The organism is Peribacillus sp. YIM B13477 (assembly GCF_042787955.1).
GTDB lineage: Bacteria > Bacillota > Bacilli > Bacillales > DSM-1321 > Peribacillus > Peribacillus frigoritolerans.
This window is the reverse complement of sequence record NZ_JBHZPD010000001.1, coordinates 629301-645848: the sequence shown is the minus strand read 5'-3', so window position 1 is coordinate 645848 and position 16548 is coordinate 629301. Positions and strand designations below refer to the sequence as shown.

At 40.4% G+C, this 16548-nt stretch carries 15 protein-coding genes; 1 reads left to right on the top strand and 14 read right to left on the bottom strand.

The window, feature by feature from the left end; translation table 11 throughout:
• Window positions 1-11 precede the first annotated feature (11 nt).
• The 3 genes from ACFX4H_RS03205 to ACFX4H_RS03195 all read right to left on the bottom strand — a co-directional run bounded on the left by ACFX4H_RS03205 (window position 12) and on the right by ACFX4H_RS03195 (window position 2774).
• Window positions 12-1001, bottom strand: coding sequence for a heme-dependent oxidative N-demethylase family protein (locus ACFX4H_RS03205; protein WP_249598823.1), 990 nt, complete (start codon window positions 999-1001; stop codon window positions 12-14).
• Window positions 1002-1048: 47 nt separating this feature from the next.
• Entirely contained in the window at window positions 1049-2461 is a 1413-nt protein-coding gene (locus tag ACFX4H_RS03200; RefSeq protein ID WP_034307741.1) for a purine-cytosine permease family protein, read from the bottom strand.
• An 82-nt stretch (window positions 2462-2543) separates the two neighbouring features.
• Window positions 2544-2774, bottom strand: a complete 231-nt coding sequence (locus ACFX4H_RS03195) for a hypothetical protein (protein ID WP_377433888.1) — start codon at window positions 2772-2774, stop codon at window positions 2544-2546.
• Between the two features lie 167 nt (window positions 2775-2941).
• Between ACFX4H_RS03195 and ACFX4H_RS03190 the strand changes: the two genes are divergently transcribed.
• Window positions 2942-4774, top strand: coding sequence for a sigma 54-interacting transcriptional regulator (locus tag ACFX4H_RS03190; RefSeq protein WP_377433886.1), 1833 nt, complete (start codon window positions 2942-2944; stop codon window positions 4772-4774).
• Between the two features lie 304 nt (window positions 4775-5078).
• Here ACFX4H_RS03190 and ACFX4H_RS03185 read toward each other — a convergent pair whose 3' ends face one another.
• The 11 genes from ACFX4H_RS03185 to ACFX4H_RS03135 form a co-directional block, all read right to left on the bottom strand.
• Window positions 5079-5855 carry a YibE/F family protein gene (locus ACFX4H_RS03185; protein ID WP_034307746.1) on the bottom strand — a complete coding sequence of 259 codons (777 nt, stop codon included), beginning with the start codon at window positions 5853-5855 and terminating at the stop codon, window positions 5079-5081.
• On the bottom strand, window positions 5855-6991 hold the full coding sequence (locus ACFX4H_RS03180; RefSeq protein WP_377433884.1) for a YibE/F family protein: 1137 nt from the start codon (window positions 6989-6991) through the stop codon (window positions 5855-5857). Before ACFX4H_RS03180 ends, ACFX4H_RS03185 begins: the two co-directional genes overlap by 1 nt.
• A 473-nt stretch (window positions 6992-7464) precedes the next feature.
• On the bottom strand, window positions 7465-7596 hold the full coding sequence (locus ACFX4H_RS03175) for a hypothetical protein (protein ID WP_283780729.1): 132 nt from the start codon (window positions 7594-7596) through the stop codon (window positions 7465-7467).
• Window positions 7590-7928: a VOC family protein gene (locus ACFX4H_RS03170; RefSeq protein WP_034307748.1), complete on the bottom strand. Its 339-nt coding sequence runs from the start codon at window positions 7926-7928 to the stop codon at window positions 7590-7592. Before ACFX4H_RS03170 ends, ACFX4H_RS03175 begins: the two co-directional genes overlap by 7 nt.
• A gap of 140 nt (window positions 7929-8068) precedes the next feature.
• The gene (locus ACFX4H_RS03165) at window positions 8069-8611 is read right to left on the bottom strand and encodes an SRPBCC domain-containing protein (RefSeq protein ID WP_249598826.1); all 543 of its coding nucleotides are present in this window, start codon (window positions 8609-8611) and stop codon (window positions 8069-8071) included.
• Between the two features lie 182 nt (window positions 8612-8793).
• The gene (locus ACFX4H_RS03160; RefSeq protein WP_377433879.1) at window positions 8794-10209 is read right to left on the bottom strand and encodes an amino acid permease; all 1416 of its coding nucleotides are present in this window, start codon (window positions 10207-10209) and stop codon (window positions 8794-8796) included.
• 51 nt (window positions 10210-10260) lie between these two features.
• Window positions 10261-11022, bottom strand: coding sequence for a dimethylarginine dimethylaminohydrolase family protein (locus ACFX4H_RS03155; RefSeq protein WP_377433877.1), 762 nt, complete (start codon window positions 11020-11022; stop codon window positions 10261-10263).
• A 140-nt stretch (window positions 11023-11162) separates the two neighbouring features.
• Window positions 11163-12368 carry an amidohydrolase gene (locus ACFX4H_RS03150; protein WP_377433874.1) on the bottom strand — a complete coding sequence of 402 codons (1206 nt, stop codon included), beginning with the start codon at window positions 12366-12368 and terminating at the stop codon, window positions 11163-11165.
• A gap of 48 nt (window positions 12369-12416) precedes the next feature.
• Window positions 12417-13760, bottom strand: coding sequence for a YfcC family protein (locus tag ACFX4H_RS03145; RefSeq protein ID WP_230135735.1), 1344 nt, complete (start codon window positions 13758-13760; stop codon window positions 12417-12419).
• Window positions 13761-13926: 166 nt separating this feature from the next.
• The gene (locus ACFX4H_RS03140; protein ID WP_377433871.1) at window positions 13927-15543 is read right to left on the bottom strand and encodes a M20/M25/M40 family metallo-hydrolase; all 1617 of its coding nucleotides are present in this window, start codon (window positions 15541-15543) and stop codon (window positions 13927-13929) included.
• On the bottom strand, window positions 15540-16418 hold the full coding sequence (locus ACFX4H_RS03135) for a dimethylarginine dimethylaminohydrolase family protein (RefSeq protein ID WP_377434710.1): 879 nt from the start codon (window positions 16416-16418) through the stop codon (window positions 15540-15542). Before ACFX4H_RS03135 ends, ACFX4H_RS03140 begins: the two co-directional genes overlap by 4 nt.
• Window positions 16419-16548 lie beyond the last annotated feature (130 nt).

Genomic DNA, 16548 nt, shown 5'->3' with positions numbered 1-16548 from the left:
GCCCTATCCTCCTACTTATTGTTTATCTTCGCTTTTTTCTTTTCATCGATACCCCTCAAATATTCGACCGATTGTGGCAGGAATGGGGCAATTCCTTTGTATTCAGCCATTGGTCCGGGAATATCCTGCAGTACGCTATATGTCAGATCAAACCACTCCTGGCGCAATGTCAAATCCTCTAGCGGCAGGAATTGAGTATTCAATACGAATAGAATGGCGTTGCTTCGTGGCATGCGATAAAATTTTTGTTCTTCAACACGCAAACGAACAAGTTTACCTGCATTTTCCGGTGTTATTTCAGAACGTTGCGGTCCCCAGACATCCATCGTTTCATAGTTGACATCCCAACGGTCCGCCATCAGGTTCCAATTGATGCGTGTCCATGGCTTTCCTGGCTCGATGGATAATAAAAACTTACGAACGCGATCTGCGAGTTCATCTCCTTTCCTTGATACGAATGGAACAGGTGCATGTATCTCATCAAAGGACATCCCTTTATTCCAGTTAGCCGAGAAGAGTGCAGCGTATGAAACTTGACCCACTTCCAAATAGAAATTACTATCGCGATGAACCATTAAAACAAAATCATTATGGAAATGGCGGCCTATATAGTCAAGCGGCTCATTTGGAAGCGTGCTGGCATCGCCATACACGAATGAATCGGTTTCCCCGAAAATGTGGTTCTTGAAAGTCCATTTGTCCCCATCTTTAATGACCTCGAAATGCTCCGGATAGCGATCAGCTGCCATGTCAATCAGCATTTCCAACACTTCCCATTGCATTTCCATTGTGTGTGAAAAAGATTGAAACCTTATATGCGGCTGTTCTTCAAGGAGACGACGCTTCGTTTCCACTTGGAGTTTGTATTCTGGTGTAACTTCAATACAGTTAACGTTTGAGAGTTTTTTCAAGTCGTTTGAATAACGATAGTTACCTGAAGTGAATGGAAATGGGAATGTATCTAAATCTGTTGTTTTGAAATCTAAACTTTGTGTAAACATTGAACAATCTCCTCTCGTTCCCTAGATTCTTTAAAGTGAGTCTTTTTCTACTTAGCTTCCTTTAATTCCACGGATGGACGCACCATGTCAACTTCATAACGGAAAATGTATTTAGATGAAACATAGTAGGTGACTAAAGCGACAAAGTATGTTGGAATTCCGGCAGCTGTATAAAGGAAAAAGTCACTTGCTTCAAAAGTCAATGGATTATAGAGTGCCCAGTAAACGATCGTTCCAATGACCACCGTGAGAACGGCAGACGGGTTAATGCCTTTCCAATAGGTATAAGAGCCTTGTGTGTCATACAAATCCCTTATTGAAATGCGTTGGCGCTTTACAAAAAAGTAATCTGCCACGACAATGCCGCCAAGTACAGCCATAATGAAGGAAATGACAGCAATGAATGAACCAAATGCATCGTAGAACGTTGAGCTTAGAAGTAAGAATATAGTCGGTACGGTCGTTCCCATCGCAATCATCCATGATTTTTTCGGGAATACAGTCTTAAAGCTGACAGCTTGTGAGTACATAAGGAAAATGGCTGCACCGACATTCCCTACCGAAAGTAAAATCAAGCCAATGAAGCCGCCCCAACTTCCTGCGATGGAAAACATCCAGTCAGAAGGATTAAGTGAACCAGCGACTAATGCAGCAAGGGCCCCAACTAAAGCAGCGATACAGACGATGATTCCATAACTGTAGAATCCCGCTTTAAATGCGCCTCCTTCTGTTTTGGACAAACGGCTGTATTGGCCTAGATACGGAAGCCATGAAAAGCCGAGACCGATATTTAATTCCAGGGCTGTCGCGAATGAACGAGAAGTCGTTTCAAAGGGTTCAGAAGGAAGTATATGGGCAACTTTCGTGAATCCCTGTCCAAACAAGACAATTGCGAGAAGGCCAAACATGAGAACCATAAAAACCGGCACGGCCACTGCGGTATATTTTTGAATCGCTACCGGTCCCCTCACGGTTACAAGAAATGCACAGATAAAGAGTAAAATCGAGAAAAACGGCGCCCCCATTGCTTGGCTTGAAAAAATCGCGGGCATCCCCAGCCAATTGGCAGCCTCTGCCAACGCCTGGCCGGACATAAAGAGCGCAATGGAAATGTAGCCGAGGGTTAAAATAAGAAAAACAAAGAAAAAGATATTGGATCCTAAATAACCAAGGGAACTTCGAAACCCTACAAAAGTGTCTATGCCATAACGCGCAAAATAAAGGGTAATGGGAACAATCAACAGCATAGGGAAGGCGTTACCGAATAAAATCGCTGCAAGTGACTGCTTTGCGTCAAGCATTGTACCTGTATATCCGCCAGTCAACAGCCCAAAAGATGAGAGGCCAATAACAACTTGAACTAAAATTAAATCCCGTAGGTTAAAAATCCGGTCGTTTTTACTTGCCGGTAAGAACCCAAAGGCCACATCCTTTGAAATGGAGGAATTCTCTTTGCTCACACGCTTCTCTCCCAACTATTAAAATAATGATTGTATGGCTTGGAATGAGGCTGTCATTGTTCTTCGTGACCTAAACAACATTTTAGACAAATGAATAGATTAGGTAGGCGATAATTAAAATCATGAAAAAAATAGAACCTGTCGCATCACTCCATTTCATTTTTTCGATTTTCACGGCATCTTCCTGCTCATACGCATTGATCCGCTCATTCAAATCTGAATATAGATTTTGAATAAAGGGATCTTCAGAATTGATATTCTGTTGGAACTGATTCTCTTTATTCAAAATCGCTTCTCCCTCCTTTGCAATCATGCTTCCTAGTCCCTTCTCTTTACTTATTGCAATAACCATGCCAATCAGAAAGCACTATGCTAACAGGGTTTTCAATAGGAAGAATATTCATTTTTGAAACTATTGAACAATTGTGAAATTTCTGTAATATGAAACTAGGAAGTTAAATGAAAGGCAGGTAGACATAAATGGATCACTTCACCTCTGCACTCTTGTCTATTTACGATCAACTTATTGTGACAGATAAAAATGGCACCATCATGAAATCGACCGGAACAGGGAAAACCTTATTCCATACAATCAAATCTGCTAATGTCGGTGGTTCCATCAAGGATGTTGAACAAGATTTATTTTCCACAAGCTTGGCAGAAGAGATAATGGCCAAAAATGAGAAAAGATCTTTCATGCAGTCCTCATGGCAGGGTCATGAGCTGCTGATGACGGCATACCCAATTGAATCCGGGGCATGGGTCTGGGCTTACAAAGAAATTAAAGACTCATATCCAGATACATCAAGGGGGCAATCGGGACCATTAATGGAATCGAAAAAGCCAACTTTTCCATTTGTGATCCGCAGTAAACCGATGCTTGATGTTCTGCATAAAATGCAAATGGTTTGTGATGTCAGCGCAACCGTCCTTTTATTGGGGGAATCCGGTGTAGGAAAGGAAATAGCCGCCAGAGCCATACATAATATGGGTAATAGAAGCGACGGACCATTTATACCTGTCAATTGCGGCGCCATTCCGGAAAACCTGATTGAAAGCGAACTGTTTGGCTATGTAGAAGGGGCTTTTACCAGCGCACGGAAAGAAGGCGCCAAGGGAAAATTCACACTGGCCCATAAAGGTATCTTATTTTTGGATGAAGTGGGCGAGTTACCTCTTAACGTACAGGTAAAACTGCTTCGTGTCCTTCAGGAACGAGTCGTCACACCAATTGGAAGTACGACCTCACATCGTGTTGACATTCAAGTGATTGCCGCAACAAATAAATCGCTCGAAAAAATGGTGAAAAAAGGTGAATTCCGAGAAGACTTATATTATCGTCTTCATGTCGTGCCTATCCATCTTCCGCCGCTAAGAAATCGTGTAGATGAGATCCCCCACCTGGTTCAGTTTTTTTTACAAAAGTACAATACACTGTACAATCGAAAGGTAGCGTTCACCCCGGATTCAATCGACTTGCTTTGCATCTATCAATGGCCCGGTAACGTGCGCGAACTTGAAAATACAGTTGAAAGACTTGTGATTACTAGCGGAATACCGGAAGTGGATGTTGCTTTGGTTAAAGAGGTGCTCCCATTTAAAGGGCCCAAACCTCTTTCACTACCTGTCATCGATTTCCTAATGCCTTTGCAGGAAGCCGTTGACCTTGTGGAAGAACAACTCATCAACATGGCGATGGAACAATATAAATCATTGAAACTGGCGGCAAAGGTATTGGAAGTCAGCCAGCCGACTATGAGCAGGAAATATAAAAAATTACGAAATAAAATGGAAGAGGCAAGCTTTTCACCAGTGGATAAACGGGCCATTTTAGAAGAACAAATAAACCAGCGGCTTCGATCCATTGCCGTTGTAACCGCAGCTATCATTCCAGCTGAAGAGGTTATCAGTCTACAAAAAAATATGAACCGGCAAACTTCCTATTCCCAGAAATTAAAACAAAAACTTACCATGATTCAAGAAAAGGAAGGCGTAATTGAATGGGTCTTTATATTTATCATGTCGGAGGAGGGACGTCTGATTCACCTTGTTGCAGACAAAGGCTTTGTAATTGAACCGGGGGAAGAATATATGGGTCCCCCGGAAATGGTCAATGTCGCTTACCAGGCGTTTAATGGTAAAGCGGGTGTTACTCCCATATACGAAGACAGGTATGGTGAGTGGAAAACAAGCTTTGCGCCAATCATCGATGATGACGGCAATATCGTAGCAATTGTCGGATGTGATTACAGCAAAGCCTATTTCAATTCAGAAATGCAACGACTCCGCAAACAGCTAAACATACATGTTTGATTTCGGCGTGCAGCCCCATTATCGAATTGGAGCCCATGGTAAAAAAGAAAAGCTGATAACAGGAGCCGTTTTGAACGGGCTTCTGCAGTCAGCTTTTTCGTTATTATCAAACCATATATATACATCAAGCAATTAAAATGGCTGTAGGCTTATATAGGCAATATGGCATCTTGTTCCTCCACCAACCGTCCTCAAGAATGAAACGGTTAAGCGTATCCCGCCGAATATGGATAATCATTTGCAAAAAAACAAAGACTTATTCCGATTATACAAATGAGTGCCCATAAGCCTTTTTGCCATGAACCTATATAGCTTTCTCTTTATTTTCTCCTTTTTTCACCAAAAAATAAGCAGTAATCAAGGCTGTAATAGGAATGATCAGGGCTACTCCGGTTCCAGCACAAAATATAGTGATCATTTCAGCACTGAATATTTTTGAGTTTACTATTTCCCCAACAGAATAGGACAAATCTTTAAACCATATAAGCAATGCCAAATAGCCTCCAAAGAAAGCAAAAAATAGTGTATTCGTAGATGTCCCTAGAATATCCCGCCCAATACTCAATCCAAATGTGAATAATTCCTTCTTGCTTATGGATGGATGGTGATGATGCATTTCTCGCATGGGAGATGCAATGGCCATGGCTGTATCGATAATCGCGCCAATAGTACTCATAATAATTACTGAAGCTCCAATTTTAACAAAATCCACCCCAATATAAAGGGAAAAGACGCTAAGCTCTTCTATTTCTTCTTCACCGAAACCTTGTATCATCGCATTTTCCGTCACAATGACAATAAAAAAGAGTACAATAACAATCGTGATAATAGTAGAAATGAATGCTGTTTTTGTTGTACTGTTCACTTCGTTAATGAAAAATAAATTAATATAACTAATCACCGTACATGCAATCAATGTTACGATATACGGATCAATATATGGATTAGTCATAAAAATGATGGTGAAAAGTAACACACCAAAGTTTAGGAACAAAGCAAAAAATGAACGTGCCCCTTTTTTTCCGCCAATCAAGATCATTAATATAAATAGTATAAACGCTAGCAACACTAATACATTCATTATCTTTCCCTCTTTCGATTAATGAAAAAAATAGAGACATATAGACCGATCGGGATAGTTAACACGATTCCGATACCACCTGCAAGAGCACGGGCCAATTCCAATGTGAGGTTCATGGAAAGGGTAAAACCCAATGAGGAATCATTTTTCAAATACAAAATAATCATAGGAATGGAACCACTTATATAGGCAAAAAACAAAATATTTGTCATGGTCCCCATAATGTCTTTTCCAATCTCTAATCCTGAAGTTTTAAGTGCTTTTACTGATATGTGGTTATTCTTTTCATACAAACCGAAAATCGAAGAAGACATGGTAATGGCTATATCCATGACAGCTCCTAAAGAACCGATAAATAACCCTGCCAAAAACACCATTTTATAAGGACGAGTGATAAATTGCATCTCTTCATATCGAAGGCCCTTTTCGGAAGTTAACCACATAACAAGATAAGCAATGAGCAGAGATAAAAATGTCCCTAACAGTGTCGCAATAACGGCTGCATATGTTTTTTCATTAAAACCATTAACGAGTAAAAGGGAAAAGACCGTAAATAGTATGATGCTTATACTGCATATCAAAACCAAACCAATGTTTGATGTATTCAAATAAAAATCTAATGCATATGACAATAATATGGCATTAACTGCCAAACTGATAATTGAAAGCAGGCCTTGTTTTTTTCCAACGATAAGTAATGTCAAGATAAAAACCCATGCTACAATCAACACAAATTTATCACGTTTTACGTCTTTTATTGTTCCAGTTAACTCTGAATTTTCTTTAGTCTTCGTATCAATCGAAACAAATAAATCATTTCCAACTCGATATTCTTGATCAAAAGCTCCGGATGAGGAATATTCATTTTTTAAATGAATTAGCTTTCCTTTTTCTTCTCCATTTTGTATTTCGGCTATTATACTCTGGGTAAATAGTCGATCTTCATTTTGATACATATCATTCAATTCAGTTGTATTTTCCAGATTTGTTTTGATGACTTTGGCTATCGGTCGTTCATAGAATGAATAATTGTGATGAACAAAGATAACAGACAAAACAAAACAAAGTGCTATGACGGCGTACAAAGAAACATGCTTGTATCCCATTTTTTTAAATTTATTTACGATAACATTCAAAATAAAACCTCCAGATATCGGGTGGGCAAAAAAAGCAGGGAGGAGCCAGAATTGATTGGCTCCACCCCGCCTTACTAGTATTTGATTTTATTTATCTTATCATGAATGAATTTGGTTTGCGAAAACAAAGTCCGATTTACCGCCTTAACGTCTCCCCGGTAGGATCGGAAGAACTAAATTTCATAAAATACTTGTCAAGCCCCTTCATTCCTGATTTTCTCACTTCATTGTCAATATCATCAGTTGTGAAAAACTAAGGGCAATACTCCTATGTAGTATTGCCCTTAAATTCGTATAATTATCGTTTAGTAAAATCGCGAATGATTCAAGAATACATTGAAGATCTTTTTAAAATCTAGTATCTCAGAGATGCTTGGTGGATTTCTAGAGCATGACTACTTCCATCGCTCCAACTTTGAATTTCCCTAGATTGCAATGAATGTAGGTATTTTCATTTTTTCCATCAATTAATTTTAAACAAATTCTTGCATTTCCATTGCAGTAATATTTTGTGTAAATCCAGTATTTTTAGCACTATCACTACCATCTTTTTCAGTTTTTCCACCTAATTCATCTTTAGAAACATCTCCATAAACTTTTAACACAGTACTTCAACATTAAATCCTCCGGGTGCTTCTACGTAGAAAGTATATCTGTGTAAGTGTTGTGGAGGTTTTACCTTGAATCCATCCTCCTTCAACCTCTGATTGATCCTGTTAACTTGTTCTTCATTTTCTTGAATGAATCCAACATGAAAAGTTTTGGGGTATTGTACATTGCTTCCTTTCATCAGAGTCAATATGGAACCATCATCATCTTTCATTGCAGCGAACCCCTCTCCCCTACTTCCTGCACATGTCAATCCAAAGTATGTTTCTAAAAAATCACGTGAAGCTGTAACATCATTAACAGTTAAATTTATGTGATTGATTTTCATTACTTCCCCCATTTTTAATAGTATAGTTTTCTTTTCTTTCTCTCCACATGCTTCATTGTCCTTAGCTGCATAATAAAAAAGCGATCCTGCTTAAGTAAGAATCGCATATGTTCAGTTCATATGACACGGTTTAATAGCACCTATACCTTATTACTGCCTCTGCTGCTGCTTTTCAGAAGGTCGTCGAGGCGGTAAAATTGTGAGGCACATCCTTGGACTATACCCATTCCCATTACTTGCTGAAGCCCCTCGACTGAAGCGAATCGAGAACGCATGATGAGTTTTGTCTTACCCTCGTGTTCAACAAACGTCAACGTTACCAGTGTAACTGGCATACCGTCGGCTGCGTTGCCTTCTTCATCTGCAAACATGTCCGTTAAGACAATCTTCTCGGGTACGGTTATTTCTTGATAAACAGCTTTCCCCCAAGATTCTTGGCCATAAAATTCACCTTGGTTTTCATCTGTGCACCGCATGCAATAATGCCATACGCCGTCAGGCTTAAAATTAAACTCCCGATTTTCCGTTTGCCATCCACTCGGTCCCCACCAACCAGCCAAGTGCTTAGAATTTGAAAATGCTTTAAAAACTAGGTCCCGCTGTCCGTCGAATATACGCTCCATGACGAGATCCCGCCCCTCAATACTCGTTGTCATATTATTAGTTACTTTGTTATCAGACATTTCCAATCCTCCTTCCTATCTTCGTAATATGATATTCCTTCTATTTCATCAAAATGTCAGTATTCCCCTCCCGATTCAGTAAATAATCATCAAGTGACCGCAGCTACAAGATTAAAAAAAGGTCAACCAGTAATAACTGGCTAACCTTTTAATACGAACGGGCAATCAATATATGGACTCTATTACAATATTTTTTCATTTTCTAAGTTCGTGTTCGACTCTGCTTTCTTAGCCAATTTAAATTTATAGAATAATATACAGGCTACCAAAAATCCTATTCCATAAAATAGTCCAACTCTTTGAGTAGGGTCAAAGGCAAGGAATACTAGAATCAGCGAACAAAAGCCTAAACAAAACAACGGGACGAATGGGTAAAACGGTACTATGTATTGTAAGTCTTCCGTTTTGCCACCCGCTTTAATAAATTTCTTTCTAAACATATATTGCGATAAAGCAATTCCCATCCATGAAATCGTGACGGAGATACCCGCTATGGACATTAGTATCACGAACACAGTATCCGCCGCAATGAAGCTCGTCAATAACGAGAGAAGCGAAAAGCATATCGTAAAAAGAAGGGCATTCAAGGGCACTTTCCTTTTGGACAATAGACCAAACACTTTTGGTGCCATCCCATCATGGGCCATCGACCAAAGCAACCTTGTAGATGCATAAAGACATGAATTCCCCACTGAAAGAATGGCTGTTAATATAATGAAATTCATGATACCTGCTGCATAAGGTATCCCCACTATCTTCATCAAAGTTACAAAAGGACTTTCCAATAAGCCTAATTCCGAAGAAGGGAATATGGCGGAAAGGATGATAATGGACGAAATGTAAAAAACAATGATTCTAAATAGTACGTTTCGAATGGCTTTTGGGATGTTCTCTTCAGGTTTTTCACTTTCACCTGCCGCAATTCCTATAAGTTCCGAGCCTTGATAAGAAAATATAACATTCATCATTGTCACAAAGATAATCGTAATGCCGCCAACTGGAAAAAGACCAGAAGGTGCCAAGTTCTCGAAGAATGGGGTTGGACGATCAGATAAAGAGACAAAACCAAAGATACCAGCGATTCCAATCAAGATAAACAAAATCACTGCAACGATTTTTATTCCAGCGAACCAATATTCTGCTTCTGCAAAACCTCTTGTCGTTAATGCATTCAATGTAAATAAAAGCACTATGAACACCGCACACCAAATCCAGGTAGGACTATGGGGGAACCATTGTTTCATCAATATTCCCGCTGCCGTAAATTCAACTCCTGCAGTTGCGGCTGAACCTACGAAATACATCCATCCAAGAGAGAAACCAGCGGAAGGCCCAATATATTCGGCAGCATATTTTTGGAACGATCCTGTAACCGGCATATGAACGGCTAGCTCGCCAAGGCAGACCATGACCATATACAAAATAAGACCGCCTGCTAGATAACCGATCAGGGCTCCTCCTGCCCCCGCTTGGTTAATTGTATAGCCAGCATTTAAAAAAAGGCCTGTACCAATTACGCCGCCAAGTGAAAGCATAAATAAATGGCGTCTTTTCATTGAGCGTTGCAGCTGATCATTATTCTCCAGTCCATACCCCATATAATCACGTCCTTATCTTATCTATTAGCCTATGCCTTCTCCCAAACCATCTTAGAACCTCAATGAGAGACAACTAAGGCCGCCATCTTGTTTTTGAAATTCAGTCATTTCCACTTCAATCACTGTGTATCCCAATTCTTCAATCTTTTTCTTTGTACCCTCAAACCCTTTCGGGACAATAACGCAGTCGTTCATTCTGACGCAGTTACCGGAGTATTCTTCTTCCTCTTTTACGATGATTTGATTAAAGCTAGAAAAAGCCTCATGATTAATGAATTCCCCTGCCACTAATAAATTATTGTCTCCCAGATAATTGACACCCGTTTTTAAATGAAAGAATTTCTTAAGGGGAATGATGGTCGTGCCATACCCATACTTACCCATGATGTCTTTGAACTGCAGAGCACCTGCTTCATTCGTTCTGGTTGAAAGGCCAACATAGAAGTGATCCTCAACTTGCATTACATCCCCGCCATCTAACATACCTGGAGATTGAATATATTCGATTGTGTCATAAAAGTCCTTTAAAACTTCTTTCATTTCATTAATCTCGCCATTCCGGCTTTCTGCTCCAGGATTGGTTACAAGGGCACATTTTGGCGTCAAAACCGCGGTATCTTCTACAAACGTGGAATCAGGATACCTCTCATCCGATTCGAGAACGGTCACTTTCACACCGCATTGTTTTAATGCTTTTACATAAGCCTCGTGTTGTACAAGCGCTTTTTCATAATTCGGGTTTCCTAAATCCGATGTTGTTAAGCCATTTACAAAACTTTTTCCAATCTTTCTTACAATCGCGTGATTAAACATATATATTCCTCCTAAATAGGTTGCTTATTTTTTAAAATGTGGGAAATTCACCTTTTTGCTGTTCAAGCAGTTGCTTATCTATGACAAAAGCGAGAGAAGAGACAACCGAAAGCCTTTCTAACTATAAGGGATATCTCTTCTTAGTCCATGCTTTCTCGATTATTTTGATGACCGCATAATTTATCCGCTATTCCTACAAAATATCTTACTCCATACCCTAAAGCCTTCTCATCGACTTTAAATTTAGGATGGTGCAAAGGATAAGCTTTTCCAAACTCATTATCATGGACGCCTAGAAATTGCATGGAAGAGGGAACGATTTCGGAAAAAGCCGAAAAATCTTCTGTCCCAAACATGGGATCATCAGCCTGGATGATATTATTTTCCTCAAAAATACCTTCCATGACCGTTCTTGAAATATCAACGGCAGCTTTATCATTCACCACCGCTGGATACCCTAAATACCAAGTTACTTCACATTTTGCCCCATGCGCTTCTGAAACCCCCTTAACGATTTGCTCTAGATACTCCCTTGCTTTCACTCGGCTATCAGCGTCCAAGGAACGAATGGTGCCGCCGATTTCTGCATATTCAGGTATGACATTGAGCGCACTTCCGGAATGGAATTGGGTGACTGAAATGACAGGTGTCCTAAGAGCTGAAATTTTTCTGGAAACGATATGCTGAATATTCGTCGTTATTTCTGCACCAATGATAAGCGGATCTACCGTTAATTCCGGAGTCGACGCATGACCGCCCTGCCCAATGATTTTAATTTCAAAATCATCGGCTGCTGCACAGAATACCCCTTCCCTTAAACATATGGTTCCTGTTCGTTCATAAGGAGTAACATGCAATGCAAATGCATAATCAACTCCTTCCATGACCCCTTTTTTCACCAATTCCTGAGCTCCTCCTGGCAGAACCTCTTCGGCATGTTGGAAAATAAACCTGATTTCTCCATTAATCTCGTCTATTTTCCCGGAGAGGACTTTTGCAGCACCTAATAACATCGCAGCATGTGCATCATGTCCGCATGCATGCATAACCCCAGGGTTTTTTGATTTATATTCAATATCTGCTTCCTCTTCAATCGGGAGTGCATCAATATCTGCACGAAAAGAAATGGTATTCGATTTTCGGGGTGATTTTTTTGCGCCTTTGAGAACCGCTAAAACACTCGTTTCGGTAGGTCTTGTCACATCTAATCCTGTAAAGGTTTTTAATTTCCTAAAAATGAATTCGGAAGTCTGGTGCTCCTGATACGAGAGCTCCGGATTTTCATGAAAATGACGTCTCCATGAAATCACTTCATCCACAACTGTCTCCTGTATTGTCTTCATCATAAATGCCTCCTAGATCACTTAGTTCGAATATTCGGATATTTCAGATCTTTAAAAAGGGCCATACTTTATGCTTTGAGCAATGATCAAAAAGATAATTGCTACGGCAACCTGTATCAAAAGATAGGGAAATACCCATTTCACCCATTTCGTAAATGATATGCCGGCCACTGCCAGTCCAGCCAATAGCACTCCAGAAGTCGGAAATATCATATTTGAAATCCCATCCCCTAATTGGAAAGCTAAAACTGCCGTTTGTCTTGTCACACCCATTAAATCCGCTAATGGAGCCATGATCGGCATCGTCAATGCTGCTTGTCCGCTTCCTGAAGGAACAATGAAGTTAAGGAATAATTGGACAATGAACATTCCGATTGCATTTATGGCGGGAGGAAGCTGCTCAACCAATCCTGCAGCATAATATAAAATGGTATCAAGCAATCCGCCACTTGTAATGATGACCAAGATTGTCTGAGCAACACCTATTATCAATGCCCCGGAAACCATATCGCCTGCTCCTGAAATAAAACCATTAGCCATCTTGGACGGAGTCAAGCCTCCGATTAGGCCCATTATGATCCCGCTTAATAAAAACAAGCCGCCAATTTCACTTATATACCATCCTAATTTAATAACTCCATAGACTAATAGGATGAAATTCACCAATAAAATAATTAAAGCAGCGCTATGTCTTTTGCTCATCCTAAAGTTTTTATCAAGTTGTCCATGTTCTTCACGCCTGAATTTCCCATACTCCCCCAGTTCAGGGTTCCTTTTAACCTTCATTGCATGAAAATAGATGTACAATACTGTAACGACATAAAAAACTGCAAGAAGAGCGATCCGCAATCCCATTCCCGAATACATGGGCAATTCTGCAATGCTTTGGGCAACTCCAACATTAAATGGGTTCGTAATGCCCGAAATGAATCCAGTCGCCAATGTTCCAAGGATGACGATCGCAAAACCAGTAAGTGCATCAAAGCCTAATGCGATCGTCATCGGAACAATGATGGCGATATAAACTAAAGCATCTTCAGCAGAGCCAATCAGTGTCCCTAATGATGCGAAGATTAATACCATCAACGGAATAAGCAATTTTTCTTTTGTTCCGAATCGGACAGCCACAAACTTAATGAAAGAATCCAGTGCCCCTGTTGCCTGCATGATTCCCAGTGCTCCGCCAAACAAAAAGACGAACAAGATAATTGACGCTCCTTCAATCATCCCTGCGTGAATACTGCTGAACATTTCCAATAATCCCACAGGTGTTGATTCTACGAATTCAAAAGAAGTGGGATCGACTACACTTCGGCCATCCTTTTCAATTCTTTCATATTGGCCTGCTGGTAAGATATAGGTTAGAACCGTCACTATCACAATTACGATAAACATTAATACAAAAGGATTTACCCCTTTTTCCGGCAACTCCGTTAGTTGGTTAAGTGGCTTATTATTCTGATCAAGCGGCTTGGAAGTGATTGGACCATTAGGCAGGTCATTCATATTAAAACCCCCAGTTAAAGTTTAATACTATTAATCCAGTTTTCCTGTCGGACCATCACTTCTCAACCAAACACTTAAACATACTCATTATTAACTTCTCAAGCAAAACGGGCGTATGGACAAAGGCGCTATCGATGTGAAGGCGCTCAGTACGTTGATGGGCATCCTTACCGAATGGCCCCACATTAAGTACGGGTGCCTGAAGTTTTTGCATATCGGCAAAAGGAATGCTGTAAGTATCGCCCCAGACTGGTGTATTTTTTTCAAAAGCCGTCCAGCCGTCAGAGTCATCAGTATATTGAACATAGCTTAAATCGCAAAGGCCATTAAAATAATGAATTTGTCTGACTTCTTCATCAAACTTTCTGGCCGTTTCCTTCATTAATTTCACAGATTCGATGATAAGCGGATCATCGGACGAATTGACGGCTGGATAATATGGCGGTGCGAACAGCAATACAATGGCGGGTGAAAGCTCCTGACATTGTATCATCAATTTTTCAGCGATCCGCACTGATTTTTCCCGTTCATCCAAATCCTTGTTTCCTTTAACTTCACTCTTTATTTGCTGAACAAAACTCCCGCCAAATTTGCCCTCGGCATATGAAAGTAACTTTTCGTAGCGCAATACTTGTACTTCGCCTACACCTTCAATTTGTTCACGCAGGCAAAGTTCTTTATAAGATTCATTGCATTTCATCGCTGCTTCGTTCGCAACCTGCTCGAATAAATCCATTATTTCTGCAGCTGTTCTTTTCATGATGAACACATTATAAAGCGCGGCTGCCCGATAAGGTGTCTGTGTTGAATATTGTAGTTTTAGATCTTTTTGCTGAAGTGATACTGGTAAAGGTGTTTCCTCGCCAAGGTCACTTTCCAGAAAAAGAGTGTTCCACTCCATGAGCTGCGTGAGAAACGAGGCTATATAGTTAGCGGTTATGCCCTTTAATGGCTCACCTACATGAGTTTCTTTCCCATAAAAAAGGGCAGCGGGCATGATTTTCCCCAAAGTTCCGGAATAAATATAATGATTATTATCACCCGGTTTCTGTGAAAAGGACGGTTCACTATTAAAAAACATTTTATAGGAAAGGTCATATTTATCACGTAAAGCCACAAGTTCTTTAACTGCAGCCCTCATTCCCGCAGAATTCACTTCCTCATCCGGAACCGTTAACAGCAGGAGATTGATCGGCCATTGTTCGATGCTTGCCTTTTCGATGATAGCCATATGAAGGGCAAGCCCCATTTTCATATCCATCGTTCCTCTACCAAACAAGTACTTTCCTGATTCCAGATCAATGCGCGCTTCTTCCGGCAGATCATCTTTCCTATCATGAAGTTTTTTCGTGAGCTCCTCTGGTTGAAATGCAAGAGTCTCAAGGTCACCGTATTCTTCAGTATGAACCGTATCAAAATGGCTAATTAATACTACGGTCTCCCTGCTATCGGGATGTTTATAAAAGGCATTCACAAAATTCCTTCCTAAATCTGCCTCGTGAAGCGATAAGTGTGCCGGGTTCCTTTTAAAATAATCAAGCTCCCTTAATTTCTCTTGCACCTTATAAGGGAACGTTCGCTCCCCTGGTGTAAGAGTCCGGCTTTCCCAGCTAACAAGTTCACACAACAAAGCACGGAGCGTTTCTGGAGTATCCCATAGTAATTGACTCATTTCAATCCCCCTTCATCAATATTTGTACGCACCACCGGGCAGGTTAAACAGGTAGGACCTCCAGTGCCCTTGAAACTGATTTCAGTTCCTTTGTACTCATAAACTGTCGCTCCCGCATCAATTAATTTTTGCTTCGTGTAAGCGTTACCAGAAGGTATCACGCAAACCCGCGGAGCAATGGCAAGCACATTACAACCCAAGTTCAAGTACTCATCAATCGGCACTTCGATAAGCTGAATGCCTCGCTCAATAAGCAGTTTTCTGAAAAAGACAGGCATAAGGCGGGAATGAACTACCGCTAAATCATGGTCGACCATGCTGATGAAAGACATGAGATGGAGACACTCTGCCTCTCCTTGATCATGCGGAAGCTGAACTACGATGAATTCATCCACAAGATATGCGGTCATTTCCTTTAATTGCCGAATGGCTTCAGCGTTTGTACGATAACCATGCCCGACAACCAAGGTCTTATCATCAAGCCAAACGATATCACCGCCATCCGCGACCGCATCACCCGTTAAATACCCAATGATCGGGATGTTCTTTTCCTTACAGTATTCCTTGTATACAGTCGCTTCAGGCTGCCTCGATTTTTTCCCCGACTTTAAAATAATGGCCCCTTGGCTAGTGAATTTTACTGGGTCATGCGCATATAAGGAGTCAATGCCAACTACCGAAGATGCTGGCAAATAATCGATATTTGGGACATATTTCTCCAAAATGGATATAAAGTCACCATACTCTGTTAGCGCTTCGTTGAAATCTGGCTCTTCCAAAAAGTTGAAGTTCTCCCATGTTTGGCTTAAATGCTCTTGACTAATAAAAGCTTCTTTCGGATGTTTTACAATGACACGTTCCAATGGTTTGTACATAGACGAACAAAATGTCACTGCCTCCCCCTCCTTTTCCGCATAGTGGAAAACGTTTCCGCTAATAGGAATTTTTCTTTTATTATAAATTCAGTTTTGGTATAATGTCAATATGTTTTAAATTTTCAAATAA